Genomic DNA, 14,642 nt, shown 5'->3' with positions numbered 1-14,642 from the left:
CATGTGTTTGGCAGTGCCCGGCAAGGTCGTGGCCATCGACGACAGCGCGGATCCGCTCACCGGACTGATCGATTTCGGTGGAGTGCAGAAGCAGGCGTGCCTGGAGTACGTGTCCGATGTGCGGGTGGGCGAGTACGTCATCGTGCACGTCGGCTTCGCGCTCCAGCGTCTTGACGAGGAGTCGGCCCTGGCCTCGCTGAAGCTCTTCGAGGAACTGGGGCTGCTGGAGGAGGAGTTCGGAGACGCCTGGGAGCAGGCGGCGAAGGAGGCGGGAACAGCGTGAAGTACATCGACGAGTTCAACGACCCCGATCTGGCCCGGCGGCTGCTGGAGGAGATCCGCGCCACCGCCACCCGGCCGTGGGCCCTGATGGAGGTGTGCGGCGGACAGACCCACTCGATCATCCGGCACGGCATCGACCAACTGCTGCCCGAGCAGGTGGAGTTGATCCACGGGCCCGGCTGCCCCGTCTGTGTCACACCGCTGGAGGTCATCGACAAGGCGCTGGAGATCGCCTCGCGGCCCGGCGTGATCTTCTGCTCGTTCGGGGACATGCTCCGCGTGCCGGGCACCGACCGCGACCTGTTCCGGGTCAAGGGCGAGGGCGGCGACGTACGGGTGGTCTACTCGCCGCTCGACGCCCTGGAGCTGGCCCGCCGCCACCCGGACCGGGAGGTGGTGTTCTTCGCGATCGGCTTCGAGACCACGGCCCCCGCCAACGCGATGGCCGTGCACCAGGCGAGACGCCTCGGCCTGACCAACTTCAGCCTTCTGGTCTCGCATGTGCGGGTCCCCCCGGCCGTCGAGGCGATCATGACGGCGCCCGCCTGCCGGGTGCAGGGCTTTCTGGCCGCCGGGCACGTGTGCAGCGTGATGGGCATGGCGGAGTACCCGGAACTGGCCGAGCGGTTCCGCGTGCCGATGGTGGTGACCGGCTTCGAGCCGCTGGACATCCTGGAGGGCATCCGTCTGGCGGTCCGGCAGCTGGAGCGCGGTGAGCACCGGGTGGAGAACGCGTATCCGCGTGCCGTGCGCGAGGAGGGCAATCCGGCCGCGGTGCGCATGATCGAGGAGGTGTTCGAGGTCACCGACCGGAACTGGCGCGGCATCGGGCCGATCCCGTTGAGCGGCTGGCGGCTGACCGACGCCTTTCGCCCGTACGACGCCGAGCACCGCTTCGACGTCACCGGCATCCGCACCGAGGAGCCCGCCGAGTGCCGCAGCGGCGAGGTGCTCCAGGGGCTGATCAAGCCGACCGAGTGCGAGGCGTTCGGCACCACCTGCACCCCGCGCACCCCGCTCGGAGCCACCATGGTCTCCAGCGAGGGCGCCTGCGCGGCCTACTACCTGTACCGCCGGATGAACGCCGCGACACCGCAGGCCGAGCCGGCCGCGCGGGAGGAGATGAACCCAGTTGCCTGAACAACTCGCCGACACCGTCGACCCGGCGAACTGGACCTGTCCCGCTCCCCTGCGCGACCAGCCGGTCGTGGTGATGGGGCACGGCGGCGGAGGCGCGCTGTCGGCGGAGCTGATGGAGCAGGTCTTCGTCCCCGCCTACGGCAACGCCACCCTGGCCGGTCTCGCCGACTCCGCCGTCCTCGAACTGGGCGGCGCGCGGCTGGCCTTCTCCACCGACTCCTACGTGGTCAGGCCGCTGTTCTTCCCCGGCGGCAGCCTGGGTGACCTCGCGGTCAACGGCACGGTCAACGATCTCGCGATGAGCGGCGCCAGGCCGGCCTACCTCTCCGCCGCCTTCGTCCTGGAGGAGGGCGTGGAGCTGAGCGTCGTCGGGCGGATCGCGCGCGCCATGGGTGCGGCGGCGAAGGCGTCCGGGGTCACGATCGCCACGGGTGACACCAAGGTCGTCGAGTCCGGGCACGGCGACGGGGTGTACGTCACCACCGCCGGGGTGGGGCTCGTGCCCGATGGCGTGGACATCCGGCCTCAGCGTGCGCGGCCCGGTGACGCCGTGATCGTCAGCGGGCCGATCGGTCTGCACGGGGTGGCGATCATGAGTGTGCGGGAGGGGCTGGAGTTCGGGGTCGAGATCGCCAGTGACACCGCACCGCTGGCGGATCTGGTGGCGGCGATGCTGGCCGTCACCCCGGACATCCATGTGCTGCGCGACCCCACCCGGGGTGGCCTGGCGGCATCCCTCAACGAGATCGCCCGCGCTTCCGGGACCGGCGTCCGGCTTCAGGAGCGGGCCGTTCCGGTGCCGGACGCCGTGGCGAACGCCTGCGGCTTCCTCGGGCTCGACCCCCTGTACGTCGCCAACGAGGGCCGGCTCGTCGCCTTCGTGCCCCCGTCGGCGGCGGACGAGGTGCTCGCGGCGATGCGTGCCCATCCGCAGGGTGCCGGGGCCACGCTGATCGGCGAGTGCGTCGCCGAGCACCCCGGGATGGTGGTCGTCGCCACCGGTCTGGGCGGCACGCGGGTGGTGGATCTGCCGCTCGGCGAGCAGTTGCCGCGCATCTGCTGACCGGGCATGTGAGTGGGCCCCGCCGAAGGTGTCGGCGGGGCCCTCTCGCGCTATGCGGAGGCCGGTAGCGGCTCGATACCCGTGATCTCCAGCTCCCGGCCGCTGCGCAGATCGTTGGAGGGCTGGTCGCAGCGCGGGCACCAGAAGAACGGAGGCATGCCCACCGGGAACTCCTCGGCGCACGGGCCGCACCAGGCCTGCCCGGGGATCTGCTCGACCACGAGCCTGGCCCCGGCGAGGGCGGTGCCGTCGCGGGCCACCTCGAAGGCGAAACCGAGGGCGTCGGGGACGACGCCCGCCAGCTCGCCGACCCGGACGGTCACCGTCGAGACGGCGTCCGTGCCGTCCGCCCGGGCCAGCTCGTCGGCCCGCTCGATGATCGCGGTCGCGATCGACAGCTCGTGCACGGCCGGATCACGGATACCGGTTGCCCGCGCGGAAACCGCCGGACATCCGCCAGATCCGCATCTCCCGCCTCAGACTGGGCCACTCCCAGCACAGCGCGGCCAGGGCCACACCGCCCACCAGGACGGCCTCGGCCTTCAGCACCCGCTGTCCGCTCATCCCGCCGCGCCTGCGCGCGACGGGTCTGCGTGCTCGTTTGACCTTCATTGCGGCGACTCCCTGCTCTTTCTCCTGCCGGATCATGCCGGCGAGATGTTCGGCATGGTCTCCACAAGGGCGTCATGCCGCTTCCAGTGGATCCCCGTGGAGCGGCGCGCGTCGGCGGTGCCGTCCTCGTGGTGCCCCTTCTGCTGCGCGTACCGTCCCTTGTTGCCCTGGTGCAGGCCGGCGACGTGCCCGGGGGTGTCGGGCCTGGCCTGGGGCCGGCCCACTCTGATGCTGCCCATGGGGTGCTCTCCTTCCTCGCCTCCGACCAGCGGAGGGCGTGCTCATGACCGCTCGGTGAGGTCCTCGAAGAACCGTTCGACGGCGGGCCAGACCCGTCCGCCGCCGGACAGGCCACGCCACTCCCGGCGTACGACCGCGACCATCCGGTAGCAGTCGTCGACCGGCACGATCCAGTGGTGATCGAGACCGTGGACGGTGTTCACCAGCAGGGCCTCCACCTCGGGTTCCACGGTGGCGAGCTGCGGAACCGTACCGGCCAGTTCCTGCCAGGCCGCCGCCTCCACCTCCCACCGCATGGCCCCGGCCGGGCTCGGGCCCTGCGCGGTGACGGTGCCGTCCGCCCGGGGCACGAAGAAGACCAGACCGACCGGTACGCCCAGCACCGCCGTGTCGATGTGCGGCAGCCGGACCCGGCGCCGGGGCACGAGCCGGTACTGGCCGTCCCCCGCCCCGGCCTCGGCGAACAGCACCGAGCAGGGGCGGCAGGCGCAGCGCACCTCCTCCTGCCCGCTGTCGTGGAGATGGGCGTGCTCCTCGGCGAGCGGCGCGGCGCACAGGTCGCACACCTCCCTCTCGGCCGCCGCCGTACGGTCGGCCGAGGTCCGGATGAGGCGGGCCAGTGCCCCGTCGGTGGTCACCGTGCGTCCCTGTGCGTCAGGGTGGTCAGCGGTACGAACGCGGGGGCCGGCGTGCTCGGCAGTGGTTCCACCGCCGTCAGCTCGGGAGCCACGGCGAGGACCGCCGCACGGACCGCGTCGGTGACCTCGGATGTTCCGCCACCGCCACCGCCACCGCTCCCGCAACCGGAGCCGCACCCGCCGCCCGCCGTCAGGCGCACCCGGGCGACCTGCCCTTCCACCCCGGCCCACTCCACGTCGCCGCCGCGCTCCTGGACGGCGGGCCGCAGCCGCTCGACCGCGCGGGCCGCACGGCGCTCGGCGGGCTCGGGGTGGATGTCGTGCAGGACCAGCAGATGGCCCAGCAGCTCGTCGCCGGCCAGGTTCTCGGCCAGCGGCCCGTCCGCGTGGTCCATGACGCGGGCCAGTGCCTCGCCGTAGACCTCGGTCAGGAGCGCGACCGCCTCGGTGGCGGAGCGGGTGGTGGGGCCGGGCGCGGACTCCAGGCCTTCCAGCAGGCCGTCGAGCCGGGCGAGCCGGGCCTCGACGTCCGGGTCGGCCAGTCGTACGCCGGCGGCCTCAGCCATGGTTCGCCCCGTACGTCGGCGAGTGCAGGGTGGTGAGCGTCTTGCCCTTGCCGACGTACATGTGCACACCGCACGGCAGACAGGGGTCGAAGCTGCGGACGGTGCGCATGATGTCGACGCCCTTGAAGTCGTCCGGCCCGTTCTCCTCGAAGATGGGCTGGCCCTGGACGGCGTCCTCGTACGGACCGGGGGTGCCGTAGATGTCGCGGGGGCTGGCGTTCCACGGGGTGGGCGGGTACGGGTGGTAGTTGGCGATCTTCTTGTCCTTGATCACCAGGTGGTGGGAGAGGACGCCGCGCACCGCCTCGTGGAAGCCGCAGCCGATCGCCTCGTCGGGCACCTCGTAGTTCTCGAACACCTTGGTCTCGCCCGCGCGCACCATCCCCATGGCCTCTTCGATGAACTGCAGGGCCATGGCGGCCGCGTAGGCGACGAAGTACGGCCGGGCGCGGTCGCGTTCGATGGTGTTGCTCCACTGCGGGATGCGCCACTCCAGGGTGGTCTCCGGCAGGGACTCGCCCTTGGGCAGCGAGATGCGCACGCTGTGGCCGGTGGCCTTGACGTACGGGGTGTCGACGATGCCGCTCAGCGCGGTCGACCACAGCCGGGCGAGCGGGCCGCCGCCGGTGTCGAGGGCGAGGTGCGCGTCGGTCCGCTTGTCGTACCAGCGCGGGCTCATCACCCAGCTGTACTTGTCGTCGAAGTCGCGCTTCTGCGGTACCGGGACGGTGGTCTGGTTCCACGGGTGGCGCATGTCGACGGGGTTGCCGAGCGGGTCGTGCGTGACGAAGGGCGATTCGTTCACCCAGTCCTCGTAGTACGAGCTGCCCAGCATGATCCGCAGGCCGAGGTTGATGTCGACGAGGTTGTTGGTGACCAGCTCGCCGTCGACGATGATGCCGGGGGTGACATACATGTCCTTGCCCCAGGAGTTCATCGTCTCGTAGCGGTAGTCGACGGTCTGGGGGTTCTGGAAGGCGCCCCAGCAGCCCAGCAGGACACGGCGGCGGCCGACCTCCTCGTAGCCGGGCAGGGCCTCGTAGAAGAAGTCGAAGACGTCGTCGTTCATGGCGACGGCCTTCTTCACGAAGTCGATGACCCGCATGAGCCGGCTGAGGTAGTCGGTGAAGACGGTCGGCTGCGGCATCGTGCCGACACCGCCCGGGTACAGCGTGGAAGGGTGGACGTGCCGCCCCTCCATCAGGCAGAACATCTCGCGGGTGACCCGGCTGACCTTCAGGGCCTCCTTGTAGACCTCGCCCTCGAAGGGGTTGAAGGCCTTCATGATGTCGGCGATGGTGCGGTAGCCGTGGATCTCGCCGCGGGGCGCGTCGGTGCGTTCGGCGCGGGCCAGCAGGCCGGGGTTGGTGGCCTTGACCATCGCCTCGCAGAAGTCCACGAACACCAGGTTGTCCTGGAAGATCGTGTGGTCGAACATGTACTCGGCCGCTTCGCCGAGGTTGACGATGTGCTCGGCCAGCGGGGGCGGCTTGACGCCGTAGGCCATCTGCTGGGCGTAGTCGGAGCAGGTGGTGTGGTTGTCGCCGCAGATGCCGCAGATCCGGGACGTGATGAACCCGGCGTCGCGCGGGTCCTTGCCCTTCATGAACACCGAGTAGCCGCGGAACAGCGACGAGGTGCTGTGGCATTCGACGACTTCCCGGTTGGCGAAGTCGATCTTCGTGTAGATGCCCAGGTTCCCGATGATCCGGGTGATCGGATCCCAGGACATGTCCACGAGTTGTGGGGGCTTGCGCTCCGTGGGCCGGGCCTCGGTGGTGGTCATCTGCGGTACTGCCCCTCGCTGTAGGTGGTCCGGTGGGTGGTGGTGGCGTGCGCGCCCGAGCGCGCGGCGCGGGTCACGAGGGCCGCCAGCGCGGGTCGTAGCCGCTGGTCAGGTTGCGCTTGTTGTGGCGCCACCTGGGCTCGTGGTTGACCAGTTCGTTCGTCACGCCGCGCAGTCGGCGGATGACGGCCCCGTAGGGCTTGATGGCCAGGGACGACAGGGTTCCGCCCGGGGGCTCGTCCATGAACGGCATGAACGCGTCGGGGAAGCCGGGCATCGTGCACCCGATGCAGATGCCGCCGACGTTCGGGCAGCCGCCGATGCCGGCCATCCAGCCGCGCTTGGGCACGTTGCAGTTGACGACCGGACCCCAACAACCCGTTTTGACCAGGCACTTGGGCGAGTTGTAGTCCTTGGCGAAGCTGGCCTGCTCGTAGTACGAGCCGCGGTCGCAGCCCTCGTGGACCGTCTTCCCGAACAGCCACTGCGGGCGCAGCATGTGGTCCAGCGGCGGCGGGGGCGCGGAACCGGCCGCGTGGTAGAGGACCCAGATCAGGGTCTCCATGAAGTTCTCGGGCTGGATGGGGCAGCCGGGCACGTTGACGATGGGCAGCCCGCCCTGCGAGGTGTAGTCCCAGCCCAGGTAGTCGGCGAGGCCCATGCAGCCGGTGGGGTTGCCGGACATGGCGTGGATGCCGCCGAAGGTGGCGCAGGTGCCTGCGGCCACCACCGCCCAGGCTTTGGGGGCCAGTTGGTCGATCCACCAGTTCAGGGGTTGCGGCTCGCCGGTCTCCGGGTCGTTGCCGAAGGACGTCCAGTAGCCGTCGCCCTCGATGATGTTCTGGTTGGGGACCGAGCCCTCGATGACGAGGATGAACGGGGCCAGTTCGCCGCGTACGGCGGCCCGGTAGGGAGCGAGGAAGTCCTCGCCGCCCAGGCTCGGGGAGAGCACCTTGTTGACCAGGTTCACCTTCGGCAGGCCCGGGATCAGACCGAGCACCAGGTCCTCGATGGAGGGCTGGTCGGCGGCGGTCAGCGAGACGGTGTCGCCGTCGCAGCTCATGCCCTCGGAGATCCAGAGGATGGTGATCTCGTCGAAGCCCTGACGGTCCTCGGCGCGATCGGGTTCCTTGCTGACCTCGGCTGTACTGCTGTTCGTTGTCATGTCACTCGGCCTCCGCTGCGGGGGTCTCGGAGTCGGTCGTGTGCGGCCCCTTGGCCGCGACGGGAGCCGGTGCCGACGGCTCGTCCGGGGTTCCGGCGGGCTCGAGCGGTTCGAGCTCGTCGGGCCGGAAGTAGTGGAAGCGTCCGTACCAGGTGTGCAGTTCGGACGCGGGGTCGTCGTCGAGGGTGACGGCGAGGTGCACGCTGCCGTCCACGTCGTGGAAGACGGCGGCGACCTCGGCGGTCCGGCCGGCCAGGAACATGTCCTGGGCGTCGGCGCCTCGTCCGCGGGGACGGAGCCGGACGCGGCTGCCGCCGCCGAGGGGCACGCCGTCGACGAGCACGGTGTCGGTGGTCGGCGAGAGACCGCCGTCGGCGCCCTCCTGCCACCAGGCGGGGCGTTCGGCGGTTGCCGGAGCGGTCGCCGGGGCGACCGGTGCCAGGGAGCGGACGGCGCCGTGGAGCCGCTCGAAGACCTCCTGCGGCATGGTGTCGACCCGGTCGAGGATCGCGGCGGCCCTGGGGTCGGTGGCCCGCGCCTCGCGCTTCTCCTCGTCGGTCAGCAGCATCGTGCGCAGGGTGAGGATCTCGTCGATCTCGGCGGCGTCGTGCAGGTCGCCCGGGCTCTCGGGGGCGACCTGGGGGTGGTCGGGCAGGATGATCGGCGCGGACAGCAGGAGGTGCCCGGCGTCCTCGGCTTCGCCGCCGAGGACGGGGAAGGTGAACTCGTTGCGGCACGAGCGCGCGGGGGCTGCCAGGTCCGTCGGCGGATCGGTCAGCGAGACGAATTCCACCCCGTCCCCGCCGATGAGGGTGTGGGTGGCGATGAGGGCCCGGCGCAGGGCCTCGTCACGCGCGGTCCGTCCTTCCGGTGCGGGCCCGGTGTTGGCCGTCCGCACGCGAAGCCGGCAGAGGTCGTCGGTGAGGCGCTCGGCGGTGACGATGGTCTCGGCCCGTACCTCGTCGCGGTGCCGTACCACCCGCCCGGCGCCCCCGGGCAGCGGCTCGACGTCCACGCCGGCCGCCGCGCCCACGGGAACGGTGCGTCCCGTGGCGAGGAGTTCGTCGAGGGGGACCACGACCTCGCATGCGCGCGGTACCGCCTCGTCGAAGGTCAGATGCACCGTTCCGTCGTCGGTGCGCAGCGACGCGACGGGCTGGTGGCCGCTGTCCTCCACCTGTTTGCGCTGCGCCTGGAGGTAGCGGATCCGCACACGGACGGAGGCATTGCCGGGCCGCCGGATCCGCAGGAGGCACTCGGTCTGCTGGTACCAGGAGTCGGCGGAGCCCGACACGCCGGGGACAACGGGGCCGTCCGACTCCACCCAGTCCCGGGGGAACAGCACCCCGAACTGCCATCGGACGCGGTTCTTGGCCGAGGACCGGCGGTAGGGGTAGAGGAGGTAGCCCTCGTAGAGGACGGCGTCGGCGACGGCGCTCAGCTGCTCGAAGACGCCCAGGGACCGTTCCGGCGGCTGTTCCGCCAAGCCCGTCGTGGCAGCGCACTCCCTGCCGCCCTCGACCAGTCCCTCCGCCATCGCGCCTCCTCGTCCGTGTGTGCACGCATCCCTTCCACCACGGTCACACCGCTCATCCACCTCCGCCTCCTCCGGCTCATTCGGTTGGGCCGTTCGGGGTGGGGAAGTCGTCACCTCATGGACCAGCCCATGAATCACCACCCCCGCACGACCACGAGCCCCGCCGTCACGACCCTGGCCGACCCGCTGGTCAACAAGGGCACCGCCTTCAGCCGGCACGAGCGCGCGGAGCTAGGGCTCGACGGGCTGCTGCCGCCCGCCGTGGAGACCCTGGACGAGCAGGTCGCCCGCGCCTACGAGGCGTTCCACGGCTACGACAAGCCCCTCAACCGGCACATCTATCTCCGGCAGTTGCAGGACACCAACGAGGTGCTCTTCTACCGTCTGGTCACCGAGTACCTGGAGGAGCTGCTGCCCGTCGTCTACACGCCGACGGTGGGTGAGGCCTGTCAGCGTTTCAGCGAGATCTACCGGCGGCCGCGCGGGCTGTTCCTGAGCTGGGAGGACCGGCACCGCTTCCGGGACATCCTGCGCAACCGCCCGTACCCGGACCACGACGTGGACGTCATCGTCGTCACCGACGGACAGCGCATCCTGGGACTGGGCGACCAGGGCGTGGGCGGCATGGGCATCCCGATCGGCAAGCTCAGCCTGTACACGGCGATCGGCGGCATCCACCCCGCCCGTACGCTGCCGATCCTGCTGGACGTCGGCACGGACAACGAGGCGCTGCTGGACAACCCGCGCTACCTGGGCCGGCGTGACCGCAGGCTGACCGGCGCCGAGTACGACGAGATGATCGAGGCCTTCGTGTCGGCGGTCGAGGCGGAGCTGCCCGGGACGCTGCTCCAGTGGGAGGACTTCGCCACCGCCCACGCCCACCCGATCCTCGCCCGCTACCGCGACCGGCTGCTCACGTTCAACGACGACATCCAGGGCACCGCTGCCGTCGCGCTCGGCGCCCTGTCCACCGCGGCGGACGTGGCCGGCACCCCGCTGCCCGACCAGCGGCTGGTGATCCTCGGCGCGGGCTCGGCGGCCATCGGCGTCGCCGACATGATCCGTACGGCGATGGTCGACGAGGGGCTGTCGGAGGACGAGGCCACGGCGCGGTTCTGGATCCTCGACGTGGACGGCCTGCTGGTGTCCTCGCGCTCCGAACTGACTCCGCAGCAGCGGATGTTCGCGCGCGACGACAGCGAGGTGGCCGACTGGGACGGCACCGGCCTCGCCGAGGTGGTGCGCCGCGTCGAGCCGACGGCGCTGATCGGGCTGTCGACGGCTCACGGCGCGTTCACCGAGGAGATCGTGCGGCAGATGGCCTCGACGTGCGAACGGCCCGTCGTCTTCCCGCTCTCCAACCCCACCTCCCACTCCGAGGCCGAGCCCGCCGACCTCACCCGCTGGACCGACGGCCGGGCGCTGATCGCCACCGGCTCGCCCTTCCCGCCGCTGACGGTGGACGGGCACGAGGTGCCGGTGGCGCAGTCCAACAACGTGTACGTCTTCCCGGCCATGGGGCTCGCGGTGACCGCGAGCCGCGCCACCCGCGTCACCGACCGCATGCTCGTGGCCGCCGCCCGCGCCGTCGCCGAGTGCGCGGTGCGGGCGGCGGACGGCGAGGACGGGCCCGTGCCGCTGCTGCCGCCCCTGACCGGGATGCGGGACTCCGCCCGCGAGATCGCCCTGGCCGCGGCCCTCGCCGCCGTCGAGGACGGGGTGGCCCCGCGGGCGACGGAGGAGGAGCTGCGCAAGGCGGTCGCACAGGCGCAGTGGACACCCCGCTACGAGGCCTAGGAACTCATCCGGGCGCTCCGGGGGGACGTACTGTCGGACACACGACGGTCGACCCCGGAGGCATCGGCAGCATGGACCAGCGGCAGCCCCTCGACGACCACGCGCTGGACGCGGCGGCGGACGCCTTCGAGCGCTTGCGTCCCAGGCTGTTCGGTATCGCCTACCGCGTCCTGGGCAGTGTGTCCGAGGCCGAGGACGTGGTGCAGGACGTGTGGGTGCGCTGGCAGGGCGCCGACCGCGGCGCGGTGCTCGATCACGGGGCGTTCCTGGCGACGATCACCACCCGTCTGGCGATCAACGTGGCCCGGTCGGCACGGGTGCGCCGGGAGGCCTATGTCGGGCCGTGGCTGCCGGAGCCCGTGGACACGAGCGTCGATCCGCAGGTCGGCGCGGAGCGCGGCGAGGCGCTGGAGCTGGCCGTGCTGCTGGTTCTGGAGCGGTTGAATCCCGTGGAGCGGGCGGCGTACGTGCTGCGAGAGGCGTTCGACTACGCGTACGACGAGATCGCGGGCATGCTGGAGCTGAGCCAGGCCAACACGCGGCAGATCGTCAGCCGGGCCCGCAAGCGGCTGTCCGCCGAGCGCCGGGAACCGGTCGACACGGCGCAGCACCGGCGCCTGCTCGACGCCTTCGTGGCCGCCGCGCGGCACGGTGACGTGGCCGCGCTGGAGACCGTGCTGTCGGCGGACGTCGTCGCCTGTGCGGACGGCAACGGCATGCGCGGCGTAGCGCGGCTGGAGATCGTGGGGGCCAGGCGTGTGGCCAAGGTGACGGCCTTCGCCCAGAAGTTCTTCCCCGGGGCCGACTACGGCATGGTCCAGGCCAACGGACAGCCCAGTTTGCTGCTCGCCCAGGACGGGGTGGCTGTCGCGCTGGTGAGCGCCACCGTGGGGCCGGACGGCATCGACGGGCTCTACTGGGTGCTGACGCCGGACAAGCTGAGGGCGTACGAGCGGTCGGCCCGCAGGCTCACCGACCGCCCGTAGCCTCCTGGCCTCAGTGCTGCTCGAGCCACTCCTCGTAGCGGGTGGCCGAGAGGTGCGCGGTCTCGTCGCCGGTGAGCACGTCGGGCATCCCCGCGAACAGGCCGGCGGTCTCGTCCGTGACGACGGTGCGGCCGTCCGGCTTCGCCGCCAGGGTGATCTCACCGAACCGGTCGAGGCCGTGTGTCTCGGGTCCGGCGATGTTGCGGATGCCGTTCGACGGTTCGCCCTGCGCCGCCTCGGCGACGGCTGCGGCCACTTCGGCGGAGGCGATCGGACGCAGCCGCAGGGACGGCAGGCGCACCTCGCCGCCCTCGGTGGACATGTCCATCACCGGGGCGATGAACTCGAAGAACTGGGTGGCGCGCACGAGGCTGTAGGGCACGCCGCTGTCGCGCACGGCGTTCTCCTGGGCGACCTTGGCCTCGTAGTAGCCGTAGCCGGGCACCTGGTCGACACCGACGATGGACAGTCCGACATGGTGCCGGACGCCCGCCTCCTTCTCGGCGGCGAACAGGTTCCGCGCCGAGCGGGTGAAGAAGTCCAAAGCCGGTTCGGTGTCGAAGGACGGCGAGTTCGACACGTCCACGACCACGTCCGCTCCCTTGAGGGCCTCGGCCAGTCCCTCGCCGGTGAGGGTGTCGACGCCCGTGGTGGGGGCGGCGGCCACGGCCTCGTGTCCCCTGTCGCGCAGCAGCGTCACCACCTGCGAGCCGATGAGGCCCGTACCGCCGACGACCACGATGTTCATCACTGTCTCCGTTCGCTGGTTGGCTGACTCACCAGAGAGACAGGGCGGCGTCCGGGTCTGTGACAGCCGGCGGGGATTCACTCAGTCGGGACGGTGTCCGGCAGGCCGAGTGCGGTGGAGACGTGGCGCCAGACGGAGGTGAGCGCCGTGTCGAGGGTGACCGTCGGGTCGCGCAGCATCAGGCGGATGCCGTAGCCGTCGCTCAGGGACAGCACGAGCGTGCTGAGGTCGTCGACATCGGTCGGCGTGAACTCGCCGGAGTCGATGCCGCGCCGTACCGCGTCCCCCACCCAGGCGTGCAGCTGCGCGTACAGGTCCACGGCGAAGACCCGGGTGGCCTCGTCGCGCAGCGCCCTGACCCACAGTTCCTGCCAGAGCCGCCAGTCCTGGTGGAGCTGGGGATCGGCCGGCAGCAGGTTGCGCAGGATGCGGGCCAGGAAGACCGCCGCCGAAGCCGTTTCCGCGTCACGTTCGAGGCCGCCGGCCGTGTGGGCGAACGAGTGGGTCATCGCCTCGGTGAACAGCTTCTCGCGTGTGTCGAAGTGGTAGTGGAGCAGCGCCGTCGACACTCCGGCACGCTCGGCGACCATGCGCATGCGGATCTTCTCGAACCCGATGTCGGCGATGACGTCGCACGCCGCGGTCAGGATGCGCTCGCGCGTGTCTGCCGTGCGCACCTTGGTGGACACCCTGCGGCTCCCCTCGTTCGGTGGTCGTACGCCATGACCATCTTTCCTCACGGCCGCCTCGACGGTACCGGGGCCTCACGCCCCGGTCTTCGTCGTACGTGTGGCTCACTCACCGGTCTGCTCGACTACACGCAGGTCAAGCACGTCATGCTGTGACCGAGGAGAGATCGATCGCCCGGTCCACGTCCTGCGGCCGCAGGACCCGCAGGATGCCCTCCAGCAGGTAGTAGTCGGCGTACGGGAGAGAGATCTCGATGCCGTCCTCGTTCGGGCGGTGGCGGGTACAGCGGGACACCACCGCTTCCGCCCGTGCCGAGTTCCGCGTCAGGCAGGTCTCCGAGAGGGCGGTGAGCAGCCGTAACGCCACCTCGCGATAGGCCTGTTTGCCGGTGGCGGCGGACAGGTCGAGGAGGCCGCAGGCCGTGATCGCGCCGGCCGACGCGTCCTTGATGTCGTGGGGCTGCTGCGGCGCCCGGTAGTCCCACACCGGGACGTGGTCCGGGGGCAGTGCTCCGACCGCGAAATCCGCGAGCTCGCGGGCCGTGGCCAGGAAGTCCCGGTTCCCGGTCCTCCGGTACATCGTGGTGAATCCGTACAGGCCCCACGCCTGCCCGCGCGACCAGCACGACGTGGGGCTGTACCCCTGCACGGTGTTCGGGCCGACCGGGGCGCCGCTGTCCGGGTCGAAGTCGTAGACATGCGGGGTCGATCCGTCCGCGCGCGGGAAGACCCGCCGGGTCGTCTTCGCATGCTCGACGGCGATGTCCAGGTACTTCGGGTCGCCGGTCCGGCCGCTCGCGAACGCCAGCAGGTCGAGGTTCATCATCGTGTCGATGATGACCCGGCCGGCGTTCTTCTCGTCGTTCAGCGCGCCCCACGCTCTGATGAAGCGCCCGCGCGGGTTGTACCTCTGGATCAGGGAGTCGGCCGCCTGTAAGGCGCCCGCCCGCCATGCTTCGTCGCCCGTCAGCCGCCAGGCGGTGACCCAGGACGGGTAGAAGAGGAAGCCGAGGTCGTGGGTGCCGGTGTCGTACTGCCGCGGGGCCAGCTTCCGCGCCGAGGTGAGTGCCTGTGTGCGGAAGACCTCGTCCTTGCTGTAGAGCCATGCCATCCACAGCGTGCCGGGCCAGAACCCGCCGACCCAGTCGCCGTTCTGCGAGTAGACCCATTTCTCGAACTTCGTGCCGACGGGGAAGGCGGTCACGGTCGGTGCGACGGCGTGGAGCTTCTCGACGGCGTAGTCGGCGGCCGCGCGGAGCTTCCGCAGGGTCGGTGCCGGGGTTGTGCCGGCGGCCACGGCCGCGGCCGGTGTCGGGGAAGCACCGGTGGCCACGGCACCGGCCGCCGTGACCAGCACCGTACGTCGGGAAACACTCATGCTTCTCCTCCAGAA

At 71.0% G+C, this 14,642-nt stretch carries 16 protein-coding genes; 5 read left to right on the top strand and 11 right to left on the bottom strand.

Annotated features, from left to right (window positions below; genetic code table 11):
• The first annotated feature begins 1 nt into the window (after position 1).
• The 3 genes from ACZ58V_RS21545 to hypE are packed head-to-tail and all read left to right on the top strand — an operon-like array spanning position 2 to position 2,485.
• Positions 2-283 (top strand): HypC/HybG/HupF family hydrogenase formation chaperone, encoded by a 282-nt coding sequence (locus ACZ58V_RS21545; RefSeq protein ID WP_184595505.1) that lies wholly within the window; start codon positions 2-4, stop codon positions 281-283.
• The gene (gene hypD / locus ACZ58V_RS21540) at positions 280-1,422 is read left to right on the top strand and encodes a hydrogenase formation protein HypD (protein ID WP_471291461.1); all 1,143 of its coding nucleotides are present in this window, start codon (positions 280-282) and stop codon (positions 1,420-1,422) included. Before ACZ58V_RS21545 ends, hypD begins: the two co-directional genes overlap by 4 nt.
• Positions 1,415-2,485 carry a hydrogenase expression/formation protein HypE gene (gene hypE, locus ACZ58V_RS21535; RefSeq protein WP_471291459.1) on the top strand — a complete coding sequence of 357 codons (1,071 nt, stop codon included), beginning with the start codon at positions 1,415-1,417 and terminating at the stop codon, positions 2,483-2,485. The genes hypD and hypE overlap by 8 nt, the downstream gene beginning before the upstream one ends.
• 50 nt (positions 2,486-2,535) lie before the next feature.
• Here the strand turns inward: hypE and hypA are convergent, their stop codons facing one another.
• The 8 genes from hypA to ACZ58V_RS21495 all read right to left on the bottom strand — a co-directional run bounded on the left by hypA (position 2,536) and on the right by ACZ58V_RS21495 (position 9,029).
• Positions 2,536-2,892 carry a hydrogenase maturation nickel metallochaperone HypA gene (gene hypA / locus ACZ58V_RS21530; protein WP_471291457.1) on the bottom strand — a complete coding sequence of 119 codons (357 nt, stop codon included), beginning with the start codon at positions 2,890-2,892 and terminating at the stop codon, positions 2,536-2,538.
• 7 nt (positions 2,893-2,899) lie between these two features.
• A complete protein-coding gene (locus ACZ58V_RS21525; RefSeq protein WP_189725486.1) occupies positions 2,900-3,097 on the bottom strand; it encodes a hypothetical protein in 198 nt (65 codons plus the stop codon).
• A 32-nt stretch (positions 3,098-3,129) separates the two neighbouring features.
• Positions 3,130-3,336, bottom strand: a complete 207-nt coding sequence (locus ACZ58V_RS21520; protein WP_189725120.1) for a hypothetical protein — start codon at positions 3,334-3,336, stop codon at positions 3,130-3,132.
• A gap of 42 nt (positions 3,337-3,378) precedes the next feature.
• A complete protein-coding gene (locus ACZ58V_RS21515) occupies positions 3,379-3,975 on the bottom strand; it encodes a DUF5947 family protein (protein ID WP_468196383.1) in 597 nt (198 codons plus the stop codon).
• Positions 3,972-4,541 carry a NifU family protein gene (locus ACZ58V_RS21510; protein WP_471291455.1) on the bottom strand — a complete coding sequence of 190 codons (570 nt, stop codon included), beginning with the start codon at positions 4,539-4,541 and terminating at the stop codon, positions 3,972-3,974. The genes ACZ58V_RS21515 and ACZ58V_RS21510 overlap by 4 nt, the downstream gene beginning before the upstream one ends.
• A complete protein-coding gene (locus ACZ58V_RS21505) occupies positions 4,534-6,327 on the bottom strand; it encodes a nickel-dependent hydrogenase large subunit (protein ID WP_189725117.1) in 1,794 nt (597 codons plus the stop codon). Before ACZ58V_RS21505 ends, ACZ58V_RS21510 begins: the two co-directional genes overlap by 8 nt.
• A gap of 73 nt (positions 6,328-6,400) precedes the next feature.
• Complete coding sequence (locus ACZ58V_RS21500; RefSeq protein WP_468196377.1) at positions 6,401-7,492, bottom strand: NADH-quinone oxidoreductase subunit B family protein; 1,092 nt, start codon at positions 7,490-7,492, stop codon at positions 6,401-6,403.
• A gap of 1 nt (position 7,493) precedes the next feature.
• On the bottom strand, positions 7,494-9,029 hold the full coding sequence (locus ACZ58V_RS21495) for a hypothetical protein (protein ID WP_468196374.1): 1,536 nt from the start codon (positions 9,027-9,029) through the stop codon (positions 7,494-7,496).
• Positions 9,030-9,146: 117 nt separating this feature from the next.
• On the opposite strand from ACZ58V_RS21495, the gene ACZ58V_RS21490 reads away from it, so the two are divergent.
• Both ACZ58V_RS21490 and sigJ read left to right on the top strand, forming a co-directional pair.
• Positions 9,147-10,826: an NAD-dependent malic enzyme gene (locus ACZ58V_RS21490; protein ID WP_471291453.1), complete on the top strand. Its 1,680-nt coding sequence runs from the start codon at positions 9,147-9,149 to the stop codon at positions 10,824-10,826.
• Between the two features lie 71 nt (positions 10,827-10,897).
• Positions 10,898-11,812, top strand: a complete 915-nt coding sequence (sigJ, locus tag ACZ58V_RS21485; protein ID WP_471291451.1) for an RNA polymerase sigma factor SigJ — start codon at positions 10,898-10,900, stop codon at positions 11,810-11,812.
• 10 nt (positions 11,813-11,822) lie between these two features.
• Here the strand turns inward: sigJ and ACZ58V_RS21480 are convergent, their stop codons facing one another.
• The 3 genes from ACZ58V_RS21480 to ACZ58V_RS21470 form a co-directional block, all read right to left on the bottom strand.
• The gene (locus ACZ58V_RS21480) at positions 11,823-12,560 is read right to left on the bottom strand and encodes an SDR family oxidoreductase (protein WP_471291449.1); all 738 of its coding nucleotides are present in this window, start codon (positions 12,558-12,560) and stop codon (positions 11,823-11,825) included.
• 77 nt (positions 12,561-12,637) lie between these two features.
• Positions 12,638-13,249, bottom strand: coding sequence for a TetR/AcrR family transcriptional regulator (locus ACZ58V_RS21475; RefSeq protein WP_471291448.1), 612 nt, complete (start codon positions 13,247-13,249; stop codon positions 12,638-12,640).
• 145 nt (positions 13,250-13,394) lie between these two features.
• Positions 13,395-14,627 (bottom strand): glycoside hydrolase family 88 protein, encoded by a 1,233-nt coding sequence (locus tag ACZ58V_RS21470; RefSeq protein WP_471291446.1) that lies wholly within the window; start codon positions 14,625-14,627, stop codon positions 13,395-13,397.
• Between the last annotated feature and the right edge of the window lie 15 nt (positions 14,628-14,642).

The sequence above is a fragment of the Streptomyces sp. NPDC040589 genome (assembly GCF_055594445.1).
Note: the sequence above shows the minus strand (reverse complement) of the source record. Positions and strands in the feature narration are given on the sequence as shown.